Here is a 14,486-nt window from a genome sequence, read left to right as displayed (position 1 = left end):
GTCGCCGCTAGGCTCGCGGTCGTGTCTCCTGTCCCACCAGCGCGTGCGCCGGGGCCCGACCCGCGCCCGCGGCCGCGGCTCGACGACGTGGACCGACGCCTCGTGGCCCTGCTCGAGGCAGACGGGCGGATGCCCAACAACGCGCTCGCTCGGGAGGCGGGGATCGCGGAGTCGACCTGCGTGGCGAGGGTGCGGTCGTTGCGCGAGCGGGGCGTCATCCGCGGCATCCACGCCGACGTCGACGTGGCCGCGCTGGGACTGCCGATCGAGGCGATGGTCGCGGTGCGGTTCGGGGGCCACCAGCGCGAGCACTTCGAGCAGTTCCGCGAAGGGGTGCCGCGGTTGCCGGGCGTGCTCGGCACCTACCACGTCAGCGGCGCGAACGACTACCTCGTCCACGTCGCCGCGGCGTCGCCGGACGCGTTGCGCGACTTCGTGCTCGACCACCTCACCAACCGGCCGGGGGTGGCCAACGTGGAGACCAGTCTGATCTTCGAGCACGTCCGCAGCGGTCCCGATCTCACATGATCGGTGACCTCTCCGACCTCGTCTGGCCGCAGCACACCGCACGGTTGACCCTGCGTCCGCTCACGGTGGATGACGCCGAGGCCGTGCACGGGTTTCGTTCGTTGCCAGAGGTGGTCGCCTACCTGAGCCACGGCGTCCTCACCATGGAGGAGACGCGGGCGCGAGTCGCTGCGCGGGTGGCGCGGGGGAGACCGGGAGCCGAGCGGCCGCAGCTCGCGCTGGCGGTCTGCGACCGCGAGACCGGCGCGGTCATCGGCGACGCCGCGATCGGCATACGCCTCGCGGGATGCATCACCGCGGAGGGCACGACCGAGCGCGAGGGCACGCTCGGCTACGTGCTGCACCCGTCGGTGCAGGGCATCGGGCTGGGCACCGAGCTTGCCGCGGCCCTGTTGGAGATCGGGTTTGGGCAGATGGGGTTGCGCCGGATCACGGCCGACGTCTTCGCCGACGCCGTGCCGTCGGCCAGGCTGCTGCGCCGGCTCGGTCTGCGTCAGGAGCGTCGTGCCGTGGCATCGGTGCTCGGCCGCGACGGGCGCTGGCTGGACGACCTGACCTTTGCCATGCTCCGCGACGAGTGGCTCGGGCAAGATGGCGGGTGAGCCGTGGTCGAGTGCGGGCGCGGCTCCAGTCTCCGGCCGGGATCTCGCTCGTTGCGCCGAAGTTCGCGTGAGAGGCTCGGTGGGACAAGTGCGGCGAAGGCCTGCAAGGAGGCTGGTGTGAGTCTGACCGTGCGCGAGATCCATCGCTACCCGGTCAAGTCCATGCTGGGGGAGCGGCTGGAGGCGGTCGAGCTGGACGACCGTGGGCTGGTGGGCGACAGGTGGTGGGCGGTCCGCGACGGCAGCGGACGGTTTGCCAGCGGCAAGAACTCGCGGCGATTCCACCGGATGGACCCGGTTTTCGGGTGCAGCGCATCGATGGACGAGAGCGGGACGATGGTGGCGCTGCCCGACGGGACGTCGCTGCTGGCCTCCGACCCCCGACTCAACGAGCGGCTGTCGGAGCTGTTCGGCGAGTCGGTCGAGCTCGTGCGTGAGGGGGAGACGGTGCGGCCAGGGCTGGGCGTCGTCGAGCACTACGACGCCGCGCCGGTCAGCCTCATCGGCACCGCCACCCTTGCTGCGGCGGCCGAGCTGGTCGGCGACGACGAACCGCTCGACCCGCGCCGCTTCCGCGCCAACCTCGTTGTGGAGACCAACGAGCCGTATGCCGAGGACGGCTGGCTCGGGCGGACGCTCGAGATGGGTGGCGTCCGGCTCTACGTGACGGAGCAGATCGAACGGTGTCGCACCGTCGACGTGCAACAGGGCGACGTACCACGACACGGCCGAGTGCTGAAAGCCCTGGGGGAGCAGCGCGATCTGCTGCTCGCGGTCTACGCCGAGCCGATCGTCACCGGCCGGATCCGCATCGGTGACACCGTCACCGTCCGATGACGCGGCCGCTCTGCGTGCCGGGCGAGGCGGTGCCCATCCGATCCCAGGGGCTGGTGGCCAGACGTTCTGGCTTCGACCTCACCGAGACCCTTGCCTTCGAGCGCCGGCGCAAGGGTCGCGTGCTGCACATGCAGACTTGGAGCCGGGCCCTCAACCACCGTTGACTCGTGTTGATCGGTGCCTCACGGGTGTGCGACCAGTTCGGACAGCTCCTGCGCTCACCTACAAAGCGAGCTGCGGGAGTTGCACAGCGGCACAGGGTCTGGTCGTCGCGGTTGATCCCCTAGAGATCCAGAAGCCCTTTCAGGCCTCGTTGCTGCTCGCCCTGCTGCGCGCCCAGCACGACGAGCACACCGGTCAGGGCAGGAATGGCCCATTGCAGCATCTGGAGCTGCTTCTGCGCCTTGGCGAGCTTGTCCGACGCACCGGCTGAGGGCTCCGTCGCACCTTCCGCACCCTCGCTCACCCGCTCGGCGACCTGCTTGCCCAACCATCCGGAGTATCCGGTCACGCCCATCGCCACCACTGTCACCAAGGTCTTGACGACCGTGTTGGCCTGGGTAGCCCCATCGTTCGCAAGCCGTTTACGGTTTCCCCCGATCAGGCCCAACCCACCGACGGTGTGGATGCCGGCCGCGGCGATCTGAACGGGTGTCCACCGAGCCCACCCCAGGGACGACAAGCGGACGCGCTCGGAGGGGCTTTTGGCTTTTGCGGTCGCGCCGTTCAAGCCCACCGCGCCCATCAGCGAGCCCCCGAACCATGTCGCTAACGACAGGTCGTGAGCGACCCTGGACACCGTGTTTGTTGAGGCCATATCGAGCGAAGTCATCAAGTCCTACCTTCATCAATGGCAGCGAACGTTTCAACAACGCCGATACCCGGATCACTCCACTCGAAACAGGCCCCATCAGTCCCGAAGAGAGCCTGATGTGGCTGCTGTTCACAGCAGGGCGCGTCAGGCAGGATGGGGCGCTGGTGGGCGTTCGTGGGCGAATATCGGCACAGCAGCGCTGGCAGCAACGGCCGCGGATGCCGCGAAGATCGTGAAGGCGACGCCGAACCCCGCCGGGAGTACGGCTTGGAAGACGAGGCTGCCAGTGCCGAACCCGAGGAACAACACGACGGCCATGAAGGCGACAGCTTGACCGCGGGCGGCCGGAAGGTCGGTGGCGATCCCGGCGAGCAGGGGCTGGGTCAGGTCATAGCCCAAGGACAGCAGCGTCACCAGCAGCGCCGCCAGAACCAGCGACCCCGGTAGCGCGAGGCCGGCCGCGGCGACAGCCGTGACAACGAGTCCAGCGGGGATGAGTCGGGCCCGCCCAAACCGGTCCGCCGCGCGACCGAGGATCGGGCCGAAGGCGAAGCCGGGTACGCCGTAGCCGAGCAGGGCCAGGCCGATTCCGATGGGGCCGAGCCCGTACCGGCCGTGCAAGTACACGCCGAGCCAGGTGTAGATCCCCGACTGCAGCACCGCGTTCACCGCGACGTAGGCGTAGCAGCGCCGGGCTCGGGGCTGCCGTAGCAACGCGGCGTAGCCGGCGGCGACTGCCCGGATCGACATTGACTCGCTCACGCCCAAACGTCTTGGGATGAGGCGGGCGCCGGCGACGGCCAAGAGGGCCCCTCCGACCGCGACCACGGCGAAGAGCCCCCGCCAGCCGATCATCGGCTCGGCCAGTGCGCCAGCGGTCGATCCGGCGGCCATCCCGGCTGCCATCCCGCCGAAGAGCCACCCGATGGCCGGGCCGCGTTCGGCGTAGTCGAGCAGGTCTCCGATCAGCATCAACGAGACGGGCACGATGCCTGCCGCACCGAGTCCGGCGGCGGCCCGTAGACCGATGAACCAGCCGGTCGACGGTGCGAGCGAGGTGACGAGCGCGAGCAGGGTGAAGCAGGCCAGCGCGACGAGGATGACCGGGCGACGGCCGAATCGGTCGGCGACCGGACCCCATACCAGCGTCATCACCCCGTAGGGGATCAGGTAGGCCGGGACCGCCAGGCCCATGACGCCGACGCCCACCCCGAACACCTCCGCCAGGCGGGGCAGGATCGGCGCGATCATGAACGCCTGGGCGAACACCACGAACGCAGCCCCCACCAACACGCCCAGCAGCCCTCGAGACCGAGTCACCTACCCGGACCCAAGGGCGACGTCACCCCGGGCGATGGCCCATCGGCGCCCATGGCGCGAACCCGGTTCAGCCGTGACCCTGGCCGAAGGGGGACGTTGCGTGGATCCCCCCGGCCAGGGCCAGCGTGAGGCCGAGGGCGATGCCGACGCCGATGCTGCCGATGAAGATCACACCAACGATCATGCCGACGAGCAGTCCGGTGCTGCTTGCTCGGACGACAGGGTTGCGTCCGAGCGGTGGAGTGGGGCGTTGAGCAGCCATCACGACCTGATTTCTAACAACAAATAACTACACTTTTAGAATCCTCCCTCGTGGTGGTCCAGTCAAGTCCCGTGCCAGTCGAGTGGGCCGGAGCCATGGCGGAGACCCGGGGGCTGCTGCGTGTCCGGTGCCGCAGTGGAACTGATCAGTGCCGTGACCGCGACCGGCGAGGCGGACACCAGGTGAGCCTGTCGGCGACTCATGACAATGAGGACGACGCGATGAGTTCCGTTCGATTCACTGGTCGACAGAAGGAAGCGATCTCGAGCTGAAGGAGGACGCCGTGGGACAGGTCATCGCCAATGCGTCAATGTCGCTGGATGGCTACATCGCCAAGCAGGACAACACGATCGGTCGGCTCTTCGAGTGGTTGCAGAACGGCGACGTCGAGGTCCCCACCGTCGATGACCGCATCACCTTGCACATGAGCCGGTCCAGCGCCGACTACTGGCACAGGTGGGCCGGCGGGCTGGGTGCGCTGGTGTGCGGACGCACCTTGTTCGACTTCACCGATGGGTGGGATGGCATGCACACGATGGGAGTGCCGGTGGTGGTCCTGACCCACCAGATCCCGACAGACTGGGTCGAGGACCACCCGGCCGCACCGTTCCACTTCGTCACCGACGGCGTGGAGGCGGCGGTGACCCAGGCCCAGGAGATCGCCGGCGAACGCACGGTGGCGGTGACGGCCGGAACCATCGCGCGGCAATGCCTCGAACTCGGCCTGCTCGACGCGGTCGCTGTTGACCTCGTGCCCGTGGTCATGGGACAGGGCCGGCCCTTCTTCGGCGAGCTGAGTGCAGACGACGTCCCGCTGGGCGACCCGATCGAGTGCGTCCAGGGAGATCGCGTCACCCACCTGATGTTCCCGGTCGAGCAGAACATGACACCGTCGGTGGAGGCAGAAGCATGAGGACGCTGCACGTCGGCCTCCGTGTGCAGGACCTCGATCATTCGCTGGAGTTCTATTCCCACCTCGGGTACGACGTCGTCGGTGCGGTCCCCGCGACAGAGCTCGGCAGCCTGACGATGTTGTTCCTCGCCGCGAGCACAGGGCAGAGTTCACCGCGATGAGCCCACTGGCTCGCAAGATGTTCGACCTCGTCGAGCCGATTGGCGTCATCCCCTACTCGGCTGACCAACCCAATGAGGCCATGTTCGCCTTGGGGTTCACCAACTACTGGGACACCTACTTCGCCGGTCGGGCGGCACCGCTCGGCAGCTCTGTGCCCGCCGAGGTGGTCCACGCGCTCTTCTACAACTTCGCACCGGGTGAGGTGGCCCGCCACATCCCGAAAGTCTGGAACACGACCACACCGGAGGCTGCGATCGCCGCCCGCCAGCATGGCTGCGCCAACGCGCTGCGCCAGATCCTCGGTGACCTCGTCGACACGCCAGACTTCGCCCGCGCGGTCGAGCTGCTCACCAAGGCCGCGACCAGCGCTCCGCTCGAAGGCCGCCCCATGTACGCCGCGCTGCGCACCCTGCCGCTTCCGCGGGATCCGGTGACCCGCCTCTTCCACGCCGCCTCACTTCTGCGCGAGCACCGCGGCGACGGGCACATCGTCGCGCTCATGGCCGAGGGCATCGGCGGCCTCGAGGCCCACGTCCTGTCCGCCCTCGACATCGGGATCCCGGCCAGGAGCTTCGGCCGGATCCACCACCTCCCCACCACGCAACTGACCGCCCTCATCGACGGGATGAAAACCCGGGGACTCATCAAGGACGAGGCGACGTTCACTCCTGCCGGCCGACAGGCCAAGGACCGAGTCGAGGCCTTGACCGACGACCTCGCCGTCGTGCCCTACGAGGTCCTAAACACGGCCGAGCTCAACGAGCTGATCGAGGCCCTCGAGCCGCTCGCGCGGACGCTCACCTCCGCACAGGCTTGAGCCGAGCCTCACGCCGGAGGGCGACGGCGTGCACGCCGTCGATCATCTGCCGGGTCAGCCCGCTGCCTCGGCGTAGGTGGCGATGATCGCCTCCGTGCCGGTCACCACGCTGTCGACCAGCTGCAGCGGTCGCAGCCCCCGTCATCGTGGAAGAGGCGCTTTCCGCCGCCCACCACCAGCGGGTCAATCATCAGCCGGAGTTCGTCGACCAGGCCCAGGGCCATCAGCGTCTGGACGAGGCCGGGGCTGCCGATCACATGCAGGCTCTTCCCCTCCTGAGACTTCAGTGGGTCTCGAGGCGCGACTCAGGTTCAGTTCGGCTCGAGCCTGCAGGACCGTACGTTCGCCCTCGTTTCTGGTGCGCGCGACCGCCTCGGCGAACGCCTCGCTGGCCCGCGCGTGGAGCCCGGCCCTTTCGAGCAGGTCTCCGCGCACACTCGGCACGAGCGGCGAGTCGCCGAGCGCACCAGCGTCCAGCCCCTCCAGCACCGCAAGCCCCGCGTCCGGGCCGAACGCTCGCCCGTGCGCGACAGCCCGGTTCACCTCGACGACCGGCCCCGGCGCGGCGTCGGCGAGGACGTCATACAGCGCTGCGATCCGGCGCCAGTCCGTGTCCTCGGCGCGCTTTGCGCGGGCGTGTTGGGCGGCGATCAAGGCCTGCACGAAGTACTTCCCGACAGGCTTGCCGCGCGCGGCAAGGCGCTCCGCCTGCTCGAGGGCAGCCATCCCATGCCGGATCAGCGACGGGTCCCACCGCGTCCGGTCCTGCGCCTCCAGCAGGACCGGCGTGCCGTGTTCATCGAGCCGGGCGGCCATCCGCGAGCCCTGGAGCTCAAGCAACGCCTGCAGCCCGAGCACCTCGGGCTCGTGGGGAGCGACGTCGACCAGTACGCGCGCGAGCCTGGTCGCCTCGCTCGCCAAGTCAGGGCGCATCCAGTCCTCGCCAGAGGTGGCGGTGTATCCCTCGTTGAAGATCAGGTAGATCACGGCCATGACGTCGTCCAGACGCCTGGCCCGCTCCGCCCCCGTGGGCAGCTCGAACTCGGCGTGCGCGGTGGACAGTGTCTTCTTGGCTCGTGAGATGCGTTGTCCCATGGTCGATTCCGTGACCAAAAACCCACGGGCGATCTCTGCGGTGGTGAGCCCTCCGACCAGACGCAGCGTCAGCGCGGCGCGGGACTCGGCAGTCAGGCAGGGGTGACAGGACAAGAAGATGAGCCGCAGGACGTCGTCCTCGACGTAGTCGACCTGGCCGGCGAGGTCGGGCATCTGCTCATCCCCTACCCCGCGGGCATATTCGACCTGCTCGATCTTGCGGCGAAGGCTGTCGGCGCGCCGGAAGTGGTCGATGCCGCGCCGCTTGGCGATGGTCATCAGCCACGCGATCGGGTTCTTCGGGACCCCGGTCGTGGGCCACTGTTCGAGCGCGGACACGAGTGCGTCCTGGGCGAGGTCCTCGGCCAGCTCCACGTCACGGGTCATCCGGGTAAGAGCACCGACGAGGCGGGCCGACTCGGCCCGCCACGCCGCGACGATGGCCTCGGCCGGGTCGTCCGCACTGTTTTCTGCCGGCACGAGGCCAGCGTAGTAAGTCCTGTTCAGTCGCCCGGCGTGTCAGGGCCCGTGGAGATCTGACGCAAGGTGGCGACCACGGTGATCTCGGGCCAGTACTTGGCGTGCAACTCGGCGAACTCCCGCTGATCGGCCACGGCCTCCTCGAGGGTGTCGTACTGCAGGATGGCCCAGCCTCCGACAACCTCCTTGGCCTCGGCGTACGGCCCGTCGACCCGGCTGACCTCGCCCTTGCGGACGACGAAGTTCACGGCGTCTTCAGTTCCGTACAGACCGCCGCCGTCGAGGAACACACCCTTGGCGGCCTGTTCGCTGATGTAGGCGTCCATCGCGTCGAACAGCGCCTGTGGCGGCGTGCCGACGCCCTCTTCCATCCTCACGAATCCCATGAAACGCGGCATCTTGATCACTCCTATTGGTTGCCGGGGAGATGCTTCTCATCCGTACGTCGAACGAGCGCCAACGTCTTCGACATCGACCATAGAAGTTTCTTCGACCGTGCCGCCATCCCCCGTGTCCGCCCCGGGCGCAGTAGAGCGCCACCGGCACAAACCGGCGCCGCGGGCCCCTGGGCAGGGGCCCGCGGCGCGCGCTACCAGACGCGTCGGCGGGTGCCGCCAATCGGGACGAGATTGAGCACGAGCCCGACGATGAGCAGGATGATGCCGATCCATAGCAGGACCTTGAGGCTGGCGACGATCAGTCCGATGATGATGAGGATGATGCCTAGCGCGATCACGGTGAACCCCTCGGTTGATGTTGAGAACTAGTGAGCGCTGACGCTAGCACCGCGACACGCCCTGCGCCCCCGACACGCTGGACCGTCTGCGGCGACGGCGAGCGCCCGATCGGCAGGACCCCGAGCCGGGCGACCCACGCGATTCGCTGGCGGGTACCGCTCGCCTCAGTCCCAGCAGAGGCAGAAGGGGTGACCTGCCGGATCGAGGTAGACCCTGAACGAGTCACCTGCTGCCTGGCCCGGCTGTACGTCGTGCTTCGAGGCGCCCAGCTCCAGCACGCGAGCCTCGACCGCGTCGACGTCGTCCACCGTCAGGTCGAGGTGGAATTGCTGCGGCCGCTCGCCATCCGGCCATGTCGGCGCGGCGAACGCGTCCACCTGCTGGAACGCCAGACGCAGACCGTCCACCGTGAGGACCACCCAGTCGTCCTCGACGAACGTGATCTCACCGCCGAGCACAGCATGGTAGAACTCGGCGAGTGCCTTGGGGGCGGGGCAATCGAGGACCACGGAGCGCATACGTGCGAGCGGCATGGCCCGAGTCTGCCACGGGCCGCGGCGCACCACCTGGACTTACCGGAGTAGTGGCGCCGGCCCCGCCGATCACCCAGGCGAGTTGCGGCTACTCGATCCGGGCGATCGGCGTCCCCTGTCGCACGGCCGCCTCCTCCTCGACGAGTAGGCGCACGACCCCGGCGACCGGTGCCGGCACCTCGGCCGACACCTTGTCGACCTGCACCTCGGCCAGCAGCTGGTCGGCCGACACGGAGGCGCCGTCGGAGACGAACCAGGTGGACAGCACCCCCTCGGAGTCTGGCGTGTCCTTGGACAGTGGGGGAAAGAGCACGTCGGTCACAGCACTGCCCTGATCGCCCGCTCGATCCGGTCCTGCCGGGGGAGCACCGTGTACTCGAGGTCGTGGGCGTAGGGGATGGGCACGTCCGGGACCGCGACCCGCTGGGCCGGGGCCCGCAGCATTCCAGGGTCGGTCTCGGCGACCGTGGCCACGATCTCGCCGGACACGCCATACGACAGGTAGTCCTCGTCGACCACCACGAGGCGGCCGGTCTTGCGCACCGACTCCAGCACGGTGTCCCGATCCAGCGGCACCAGGCTGCGCAGGTCGATCACCTCGGTGTCGACGCCGTCCTCGGCAAGCTTGTCGGCCACGTCGAGGCTGTGGTGCACCGACAGGGACAGGGTGACGACGGTGACGTCGCTGCCCGGCCGGACGACCTTGGCCTCCCCGATGGGCACGACGTGCTCTCCCTCGGGAACCTCGTCGGTGCTGCGGCGGTTCTTGGCCATCCAGGGCAGCCCCATGACGCCCTTGTGGAAGAGGTAGACGACCGGGTTGTCGTCCCGGATCGCCGACGTCATCAAGCCCTTCGCGTCGGCCGGGTTGCTCGGCACCACGACCTTCATGCCCGGGAGGTGGGCAAAGGTGCCCCACAGGCACTGGGAGTGCTGCGCGCCGTCGGAGTAGCCGCCGCCGACCGCGGTGGTGAGCACCATCGGCACGGTGACGTTGCCGCCCGACTCGAAGTGGATCTTGGCCATGTGGTTGTAGATCTGGTCCAGGCACACGCCCATGAAGTCGGCAAACATCAGCTCCACGATGGGGCGCATCCCCTCGACCGCGGCGCCGATGCCGAGGCCGATGAAGCCGGTCTCGGAGATCGGGGTGTCAATGATCCGTCCGGGCCCGTACTTGTCGAGCAGGCCGGTGGTGGAGCTGAAGATGCCGCCGTAGGCACCGACGTCCTCGCCCATGTAGAACACGGACTCGTCCCGGGCCATCTCCTGGTCGATCGCCTCGACCATGGCCTTGGACGTGGTCAGCCGGCGGGTGCCCTGCGGCGTCTCGGTGATCGTCATGTCTGCTGCTCCCTCACGCGAAGACGTAGTCGGTGGCGGTGGACGGGTCGGGCACGGCGCTCGCCTTGGCGAACTCGATGGCGTCCTCGACCTTCGTGGTGGCGTCGGCGGCAGCCTGCTGGACCAGCTCGTCGTCCAGCACACCGGCGTCGCGCAGCCGCTTCTCGTAGATCGGGATCGGGTCGTCCTCGTGGACCTTCTCCCGGTCCGGCCGATAACCCTGGGCGTCACCCTCGAAGTGGCCCCACAGGCGCAGGGTGTGCACCTCGAGCAGGGACGGGCCCTCACCGGCACGGGCACGCGCGACCATCGGCCGCGCCGCCTCGTGGACGGCGTCGACGTCGTTGTCCTCCACCCGCTCCCCTGGTATGCCGTAGGCCGTCGCCCGGACGGCGTTGGAGTCCACCGCGGTCGACAGGTCGCGGGGCACGGAGATGCCCCAGTCGTTGTCCTCCACGACGAACACCACGGGCAGCGCCCAGAGCGCGGCGAGGTTGAGGGCCTCGTGGAAGGCACCGGCGTTGGCCGCGCCCTCGCCCGCGACGGCGACCGCCACCCGGTCCGTCTTGCGCCGCCGGAAGGCGAAGGCCTGTCCCAGTGCCGCCGGGAAGCCCTCGGCGACGATCCCCGAGCAGGAGAAGTGTGTCGCAGGGTCGAAGAGGTGCATGTGACCGCCCCGGCCCTTCCCGAGCCCGTCGACGCGGCCGAAGATCTCGGCCGTCATCGCGCGCAGGTCCACGCCGTGCGCGATCGCCAGGTGGTGCGGTCGGTGGGCGGCGGTGATCGCGTCGTCGGCGGTGAGGTGGGCGCAGACCCCGGCCGCCACCGGCTCCTGACCGGCAGACAGGTGCATCTCGCCGGGTATCAGGCCCTTGCCGATGTCGAAGCCCGGTCCCTTGTCCGCGTGGTATTCGCGCAGGATCGCCTCCTCGTAGGTGCGGCAGAGCACCATCGTGCGGTAGAGATCGAGCCTGGCCTGCGGCTCCATGGACTGTCCCGGGGACGCCGCCCCGGACGATGAGCTGGATGGGGCCTGAGTCGTCATGCCAACCTCCGGGAGAAGCGTGGGACCACTCACGTTAGCCCGGCCGAAACCCCCTGCCAAGGGCTCACATCGGCGCACCGCTGACCACTCTGGGGCGAAGGACCGCGCGCCGGCGCAGACCGGGCGATCAATGTCGTTGCAGCGAATCTGCCGGGCGCCGTAGCGTTCACGGATGACGTCTAACCTCGTGGCTCTCGCCTTTGACGCGCACGAACCCCGCGAGCTGGCCCGCTTCTGGGCCGGGCTGCTGGGGCGTGAGACGGTCGACGACCCGGACGGCGTCTTCGTGCTCCTGCCGACGAGGGAGACCGAGTTCCGGCTGGAGTTCGCGCACAGCGACGAGCCGAAACGTCAACCCAACCGGATGCACCTCGACCTGACCTCGACGTCCGACGACGACCAGCAGGCGATCGTGGAGCGTGCGCTGAGCCTCGGGGCCCGACACATCGATGTCGGTCAGCGGCCCGAGGAAGGGCACGTGGTCCTGGCTGACCTCGAGGCCAACGAGTTCTGCGTGATCGAGCCCGGCAACAACTTCTTGACCGACACCGGGGTCATCGGGGCCCTGGCCAGCGACGGGACCCAGGCGGTCGGATACTTCTGGAGCGAGGCGCTGGCCTGGCCCCTGGTGTGGGACCAGGCCGAGGAGACCGCCATCCAGTCACCGCAGGGCGGCACCAAGATCTCGTGGGGAGGGCCACCGGTGGCGGCCAAGCTGGGCAAGAATCGGCTGCACCTCGACATCGCGCCCCCGGCCGGAGCCGACCAGCACGCCGAGGTCGAGCGTCTCGTCGCACTGGGCGCGACCCGGATCGACATCGGCCAAGGCGACGTCAGCTGGGTGGTCATGGCCGATCCCGACGGCAACGAGTTCTGTGTCCTGACGCCTCGCTAGCGGGACCAGCCCGGTGGACGCGGAGAAGAGACTTGACCCTGACGCGGCGTGAGGCGACACGGTAGGGGCATGACCGAGATGGCACAGGTGACGAGGCGGGCCGGCGAGCTGTTGACCGTGGGTCAGGTGGCGGACCGATTCGGCGTGACGGTGCGGACGTTGCACCACTACGACGCGATCGGGCTGTTGCGACCGAGCGAACGCAGCACCGCCGGCTACCGCCTCTACACCGACGCGGACCTCACGCGCCTGCAGCACGTGGTGGTCTACCGGCGGCTCGGGTTCGCGCTCGAGAAGATCGCACTCCTCATCGACGACCCGGACGCCGACGTCGCCGAGCACCTGCTCCGTCAACGCGCAGCGGTCATGTCCCGGCTGGACGAGATGCGCGGTCTCGTCGCGGCCATCGACCGAGCACTGGAGAACGAGATGAACGACAAGCCCGCCACCGAGCAGGACATGAGGGAGCTGTTCGGCGACAACTTCGACGACGCCCAGGACGAGGCCCAGCAGCGCTGGGGCGACACCGACGCGTGGAAGCAGAGCCAGCAGCGCACGAAGAACTACACCAAGGCCGACTGGGCGGAGGTCAAGGCCGAGACCGACGAGCTCAACAGCGCCTTCCTGCAGGCGTTCCGGTCGGGCGAGCCGGCCACGAGCGAGGCGGCGATGGCTGCAGCCGAGGCGCACCGGGAGCACATCAACCGGCGCTTCTACGCCTGTGATCACGCCTTCCACCGCAACCTCGGCGACCTCTACGTCAGCGACCCGCGCTACACGTCCACCTACGACGAGTCGCTAGAGGCTCCGGGCCTGTCGCAGTACGTGCGGGACGCCATACACGCGAATGCCGACCGGTACGCCGAGTGAAAATCGCAGCGGACCGTGCTCAGCCCAGGCCGCTCCCGGGGTACCGGTGAGCGGCCTGGGCTGAGCAAAGCGGCCCAGGGTGAGCACACGGGGGTCAGTGGCCGCGGAAGGCCTCCTCGAGCCACCAGGCCGGCTCGTCGCGGGTCACCTTGGCGTCGATCAGCAGCGGGGTGTCCCGCGACCCGTCGAGCCACTCCCTCACCGGGCCGAGCTCGTCCACCTCGGTGACGGTGACCGCGCTGAAACCGTGGCCCCGGGCGATCGCCGCGATGTCGGTCGGCGGGAAACGCACCGTGTCGAGCGGGTCACCGCCCGGTGCGAAGTGGTGCACCTCGGCGCCGTAGGCGTCGTCGTTGTAGACCACGACCACCATCGGCAGCCCGAGTCGCGCCACCGTGTCGAGCTCGGCCGCCGCCATCATCAGCCCGCCGTCGCCGAGCGCCGCGACGGGCAGCCGATCGGGCCTCGCCAGCGCCGCCCCGATCGTCGTGGCCAGCCCAAGCCCGATCGACTGGTAGGCCTGCGTGAAACAGAATCCGAGCTCGTCCGGCACGTCGAGGAACATGCTCGGGTAGCCCATGAAGTTGCCCGAGTCGACGCCGACGACCCGCTCCGCCGGCAGCAGCTCGTCGAGCGCGATCGTCAAGGTCCGCGGGTCGATCCGGCCCTCGGCCGACTGGTCGACATAGGGCACGTCACGCCAACGTCCCGAGGCCGCCAAGAGCTCGCGCGCCGCGTCGGTGCGATAGCCGTATGCCGTGTGCTCACCACCGTGGTCGCCTGCACCTTCGGGTGTGGGCACCATCGGCTCGCCCTGTGGCGTGCCGACCGGATCGCCGGGAGGGGCGCCCGTGCGAGACAACTTCTCGAGGGCCGCGGTCGCGGTCAGGGCAACATCACCGAGCACGCCGAAGGTGAGCTCGCGTTGGGCGCCGAGCGATTCGGACGTGTCGTCGACCTGCACGACCGTGGCGTCCGGCCCGATGAGCCGGCCGAGCCGCATGGTCCACATGTTCAGCGAGCAGCCCCACCCGACGATCAGGTCGGCTCCGTGGATCAGCTCTGCCGCCGCCGGGGTGGCGAATCCCCCTGACACGTCGAGCGACCAGGCGTGGTCGTGCCAGAGACCCTTGGCGACGGCTGAGGTCGCGAGCAGCGCCCCGCACCGGTCCGCCAGCGCACGCACCGCGGCCGCCGCGGCCGGCGCCCTCGAGCCGCGACCCGCCACGAAC

General features: G+C 69.1%; 21 protein-coding genes. 9 read left to right on the top strand and 12 right to left on the bottom strand.

Features of this window, described 5'->3' with window-relative positions; all coding sequences use genetic code 11:
• The first annotated feature begins 21 nt into the window (after positions 1-21).
• The 4 genes from FRW57_RS08485 to FRW57_RS23100 all read left to right on the top strand — a co-directional run bounded on the left by FRW57_RS08485 (position 22) and on the right by FRW57_RS23100 (position 2,131).
• Positions 22-528, top strand: a complete 507-nt coding sequence (locus tag FRW57_RS08485; RefSeq protein WP_238384529.1) for an Lrp/AsnC family transcriptional regulator — start codon at positions 22-24, stop codon at positions 526-528.
• A complete protein-coding gene (locus FRW57_RS08480; RefSeq protein WP_152185798.1) occupies positions 525-1,130 on the top strand; it encodes a GNAT family N-acetyltransferase in 606 nt (201 codons plus the stop codon). The genes FRW57_RS08485 and FRW57_RS08480 overlap by 4 nt, the downstream gene beginning before the upstream one ends.
• A gap of 117 nt (positions 1,131-1,247) precedes the next feature.
• A complete protein-coding gene (locus FRW57_RS08475) occupies positions 1,248-1,967 on the top strand; it encodes an MOSC domain-containing protein (protein WP_152185797.1) in 720 nt (239 codons plus the stop codon).
• Entirely contained in the window at positions 1,964-2,131 is a 168-nt protein-coding gene (locus FRW57_RS23100) for a hypothetical protein (RefSeq protein ID WP_162308138.1), read from the top strand. Before FRW57_RS08475 ends, FRW57_RS23100 begins: the two co-directional genes overlap by 4 nt.
• Before the next feature lie 119 nt (positions 2,132-2,250).
• Here FRW57_RS23100 and FRW57_RS08470 read toward each other — a convergent pair whose 3' ends face one another.
• From FRW57_RS08470 to FRW57_RS08460, 3 genes are all read right to left on the bottom strand, one after another.
• Positions 2,251-2,799, bottom strand: coding sequence for a hypothetical protein (locus tag FRW57_RS08470; protein ID WP_238384530.1), 549 nt, complete (start codon positions 2,797-2,799; stop codon positions 2,251-2,253).
• Between the two features lie 126 nt (positions 2,800-2,925).
• Positions 2,926-4,101 carry an MFS transporter gene (locus FRW57_RS08465; protein WP_202911401.1) on the bottom strand — a complete coding sequence of 392 codons (1,176 nt, stop codon included), beginning with the start codon at positions 4,099-4,101 and terminating at the stop codon, positions 2,926-2,928.
• 67 nt (positions 4,102-4,168) lie between these two features.
• Positions 4,169-4,363: a hypothetical protein gene (locus FRW57_RS08460; RefSeq protein WP_152185796.1), complete on the bottom strand. Its 195-nt coding sequence runs from the start codon at positions 4,361-4,363 to the stop codon at positions 4,169-4,171.
• A gap of 283 nt (positions 4,364-4,646) precedes the next feature.
• On the opposite strand from FRW57_RS08460, the gene FRW57_RS08455 reads away from it, so the two are divergent.
• The 3 genes from FRW57_RS08455 to FRW57_RS08445 are packed head-to-tail and all read left to right on the top strand — an operon-like array spanning position 4,647 to position 6,255.
• Positions 4,647-5,276 carry a dihydrofolate reductase family protein gene (locus FRW57_RS08455; RefSeq protein WP_152185795.1) on the top strand — a complete coding sequence of 210 codons (630 nt, stop codon included), beginning with the start codon at positions 4,647-4,649 and terminating at the stop codon, positions 5,274-5,276.
• Entirely contained in the window at positions 5,273-5,437 is a 165-nt protein-coding gene (locus FRW57_RS08450) for a VOC family protein (protein ID WP_203230262.1), read from the top strand. Before FRW57_RS08455 ends, FRW57_RS08450 begins: the two co-directional genes overlap by 4 nt.
• Positions 5,434-6,255, top strand: a complete 822-nt coding sequence (locus FRW57_RS08445; protein WP_152185794.1) for an SCO6745 family protein — start codon at positions 5,434-5,436, stop codon at positions 6,253-6,255. The genes FRW57_RS08450 and FRW57_RS08445 overlap by 4 nt, the downstream gene beginning before the upstream one ends.
• A 101-nt stretch (positions 6,256-6,356) precedes the next feature.
• On the opposite strand, the gene FRW57_RS24415 is transcribed toward FRW57_RS08445, so the two are convergent.
• The 8 genes from FRW57_RS24415 to FRW57_RS08410 all read right to left on the bottom strand — a co-directional run bounded on the left by FRW57_RS24415 (position 6,357) and on the right by FRW57_RS08410 (position 11,432).
• Complete coding sequence (locus FRW57_RS24415; RefSeq protein ID WP_137120440.1) at positions 6,357-6,512, bottom strand: dihydrofolate reductase family protein; 156 nt, start codon at positions 6,510-6,512, stop codon at positions 6,357-6,359.
• Positions 6,439-7,830: an RNA polymerase sigma factor gene (locus tag FRW57_RS08435; RefSeq protein ID WP_152185792.1), complete on the bottom strand. Its 1,392-nt coding sequence runs from the start codon at positions 7,828-7,830 to the stop codon at positions 6,439-6,441. The genes FRW57_RS24415 and FRW57_RS08435 overlap by 74 nt, the downstream gene beginning before the upstream one ends.
• Positions 7,831-7,853: 23 nt before the next feature.
• Positions 7,854-8,228, bottom strand: a complete 375-nt coding sequence (locus FRW57_RS08430) for a YciI family protein (RefSeq protein WP_137120442.1) — start codon at positions 8,226-8,228, stop codon at positions 7,854-7,856.
• 191 nt (positions 8,229-8,419) lie between these two features.
• Positions 8,420-8,566, bottom strand: a complete 147-nt coding sequence (locus FRW57_RS23990) for a hypothetical protein (protein ID WP_202911402.1) — start codon at positions 8,564-8,566, stop codon at positions 8,420-8,422.
• A 165-nt stretch (positions 8,567-8,731) separates the two neighbouring features.
• Positions 8,732-9,100: a VOC family protein gene (locus FRW57_RS08425; protein ID WP_152185791.1), complete on the bottom strand. Its 369-nt coding sequence runs from the start codon at positions 9,098-9,100 to the stop codon at positions 8,732-8,734.
• An 88-nt stretch (positions 9,101-9,188) separates the two neighbouring features.
• Complete coding sequence (locus FRW57_RS08420; RefSeq protein ID WP_137120444.1) at positions 9,189-9,422, bottom strand: lipoyl domain-containing protein; 234 nt, start codon at positions 9,420-9,422, stop codon at positions 9,189-9,191.
• Positions 9,419-10,444 carry an alpha-ketoacid dehydrogenase subunit beta gene (locus tag FRW57_RS08415; protein ID WP_152185790.1) on the bottom strand — a complete coding sequence of 342 codons (1,026 nt, stop codon included), beginning with the start codon at positions 10,442-10,444 and terminating at the stop codon, positions 9,419-9,421. Before FRW57_RS08415 ends, FRW57_RS08420 begins: the two co-directional genes overlap by 4 nt.
• A 13-nt stretch (positions 10,445-10,457) precedes the next feature.
• Positions 10,458-11,432 carry a thiamine pyrophosphate-dependent dehydrogenase E1 component subunit alpha gene (locus tag FRW57_RS08410; RefSeq protein ID WP_137120518.1) on the bottom strand — a complete coding sequence of 325 codons (975 nt, stop codon included), beginning with the start codon at positions 11,430-11,432 and terminating at the stop codon, positions 10,458-10,460.
• A gap of 229 nt (positions 11,433-11,661) precedes the next feature.
• On the opposite strand from FRW57_RS08410, the gene FRW57_RS08405 reads away from it, so the two are divergent.
• Both FRW57_RS08405 and FRW57_RS08400 read left to right on the top strand, forming a co-directional pair.
• Positions 11,662-12,384: a VOC family protein gene (locus tag FRW57_RS08405; protein WP_152185789.1), complete on the top strand. Its 723-nt coding sequence runs from the start codon at positions 11,662-11,664 to the stop codon at positions 12,382-12,384.
• Between the two features lie 69 nt (positions 12,385-12,453).
• Positions 12,454-13,254 (top strand): MerR family transcriptional regulator, encoded by an 801-nt coding sequence (locus FRW57_RS08400; RefSeq protein ID WP_203230261.1) that lies wholly within the window; start codon positions 12,454-12,456, stop codon positions 13,252-13,254.
• 94 nt (positions 13,255-13,348) lie between these two features.
• Here FRW57_RS08400 and FRW57_RS08395 read toward each other — a convergent pair.
• On the bottom strand, positions 13,349-14,486 hold a 1,138-nt coding region (locus tag FRW57_RS08395), incomplete at its 5' end, for a thiamine pyrophosphate-dependent enzyme (RefSeq protein ID WP_162529308.1).

Source organism: Segeticoccus rhizosphaerae (assembly GCF_009192725.1).
In the GTDB taxonomy this organism is placed as follows: Bacteria; Actinomycetota; Actinomycetes; order Actinomycetales; family Dermatophilaceae; genus Segeticoccus; species Segeticoccus rhizosphaerae.
The sequence above is the reverse complement of the archived record's forward strand: the minus strand, read 5'-3'. Positions and strand labels throughout refer to the sequence as shown.

Excerpts from the sequence above, each read along its gene's own strand:
- FRW57_RS08480 (WP_152185798.1), top strand. The coding sequence starts at position 525 with ATGATCGGTGACCTCTCCGACCTCGTCTGGCCGCAGCACACCGCACGG.
- FRW57_RS23100 (WP_162308138.1), top strand. The coding sequence starts at position 1,964 with ATGACGCGGCCGCTCTGCGTGCCGGGCGAGGCGGTGCCCATCCGATCC.
- FRW57_RS08470 (WP_238384530.1), bottom strand. The coding sequence starts at position 2,799 with ATGACTTCGCTCGATATGGCCTCAACAAACACGGTGTCCAGGGTCGCT.
- FRW57_RS08460 (WP_152185796.1), bottom strand. The coding sequence starts at position 4,363 with ATGGCTGCTCAACGCCCCACTCCACCGCTCGGACGCAACCCTGTCGTC.
- FRW57_RS08450 (WP_203230262.1), top strand. The coding sequence starts at position 5,273 with ATGAGGACGCTGCACGTCGGCCTCCGTGTGCAGGACCTCGATCATTCG.
- FRW57_RS08445 (WP_152185794.1), top strand. The coding sequence starts at position 5,434 with ATGAGCCCACTGGCTCGCAAGATGTTCGACCTCGTCGAGCCGATTGGC.
- FRW57_RS08430 (WP_137120442.1), bottom strand. The coding sequence starts at position 8,228 with ATGCCGCGTTTCATGGGATTCGTGAGGATGGAAGAGGGCGTCGGCACG.
- FRW57_RS08425 (WP_152185791.1), bottom strand. The coding sequence starts at position 9,100 with ATGCCGCTCGCACGTATGCGCTCCGTGGTCCTCGATTGCCCCGCCCCC.
- FRW57_RS08415 (WP_152185790.1), bottom strand. The coding sequence starts at position 10,444 with ATGACGATCACCGAGACGCCGCAGGGCACCCGCCGGCTGACCACGTCC.
- FRW57_RS08410 (WP_137120518.1), bottom strand. The coding sequence starts at position 11,432 with ATGGAGCCGCAGGCCAGGCTCGATCTCTACCGCACGATGGTGCTCTGC.
- FRW57_RS08405 (WP_152185789.1), top strand. The coding sequence starts at position 11,662 with ATGACGTCTAACCTCGTGGCTCTCGCCTTTGACGCGCACGAACCCCGC.
- FRW57_RS08400 (WP_203230261.1), top strand. The coding sequence starts at position 12,454 with ATGACCGAGATGGCACAGGTGACGAGGCGGGCCGGCGAGCTGTTGACC.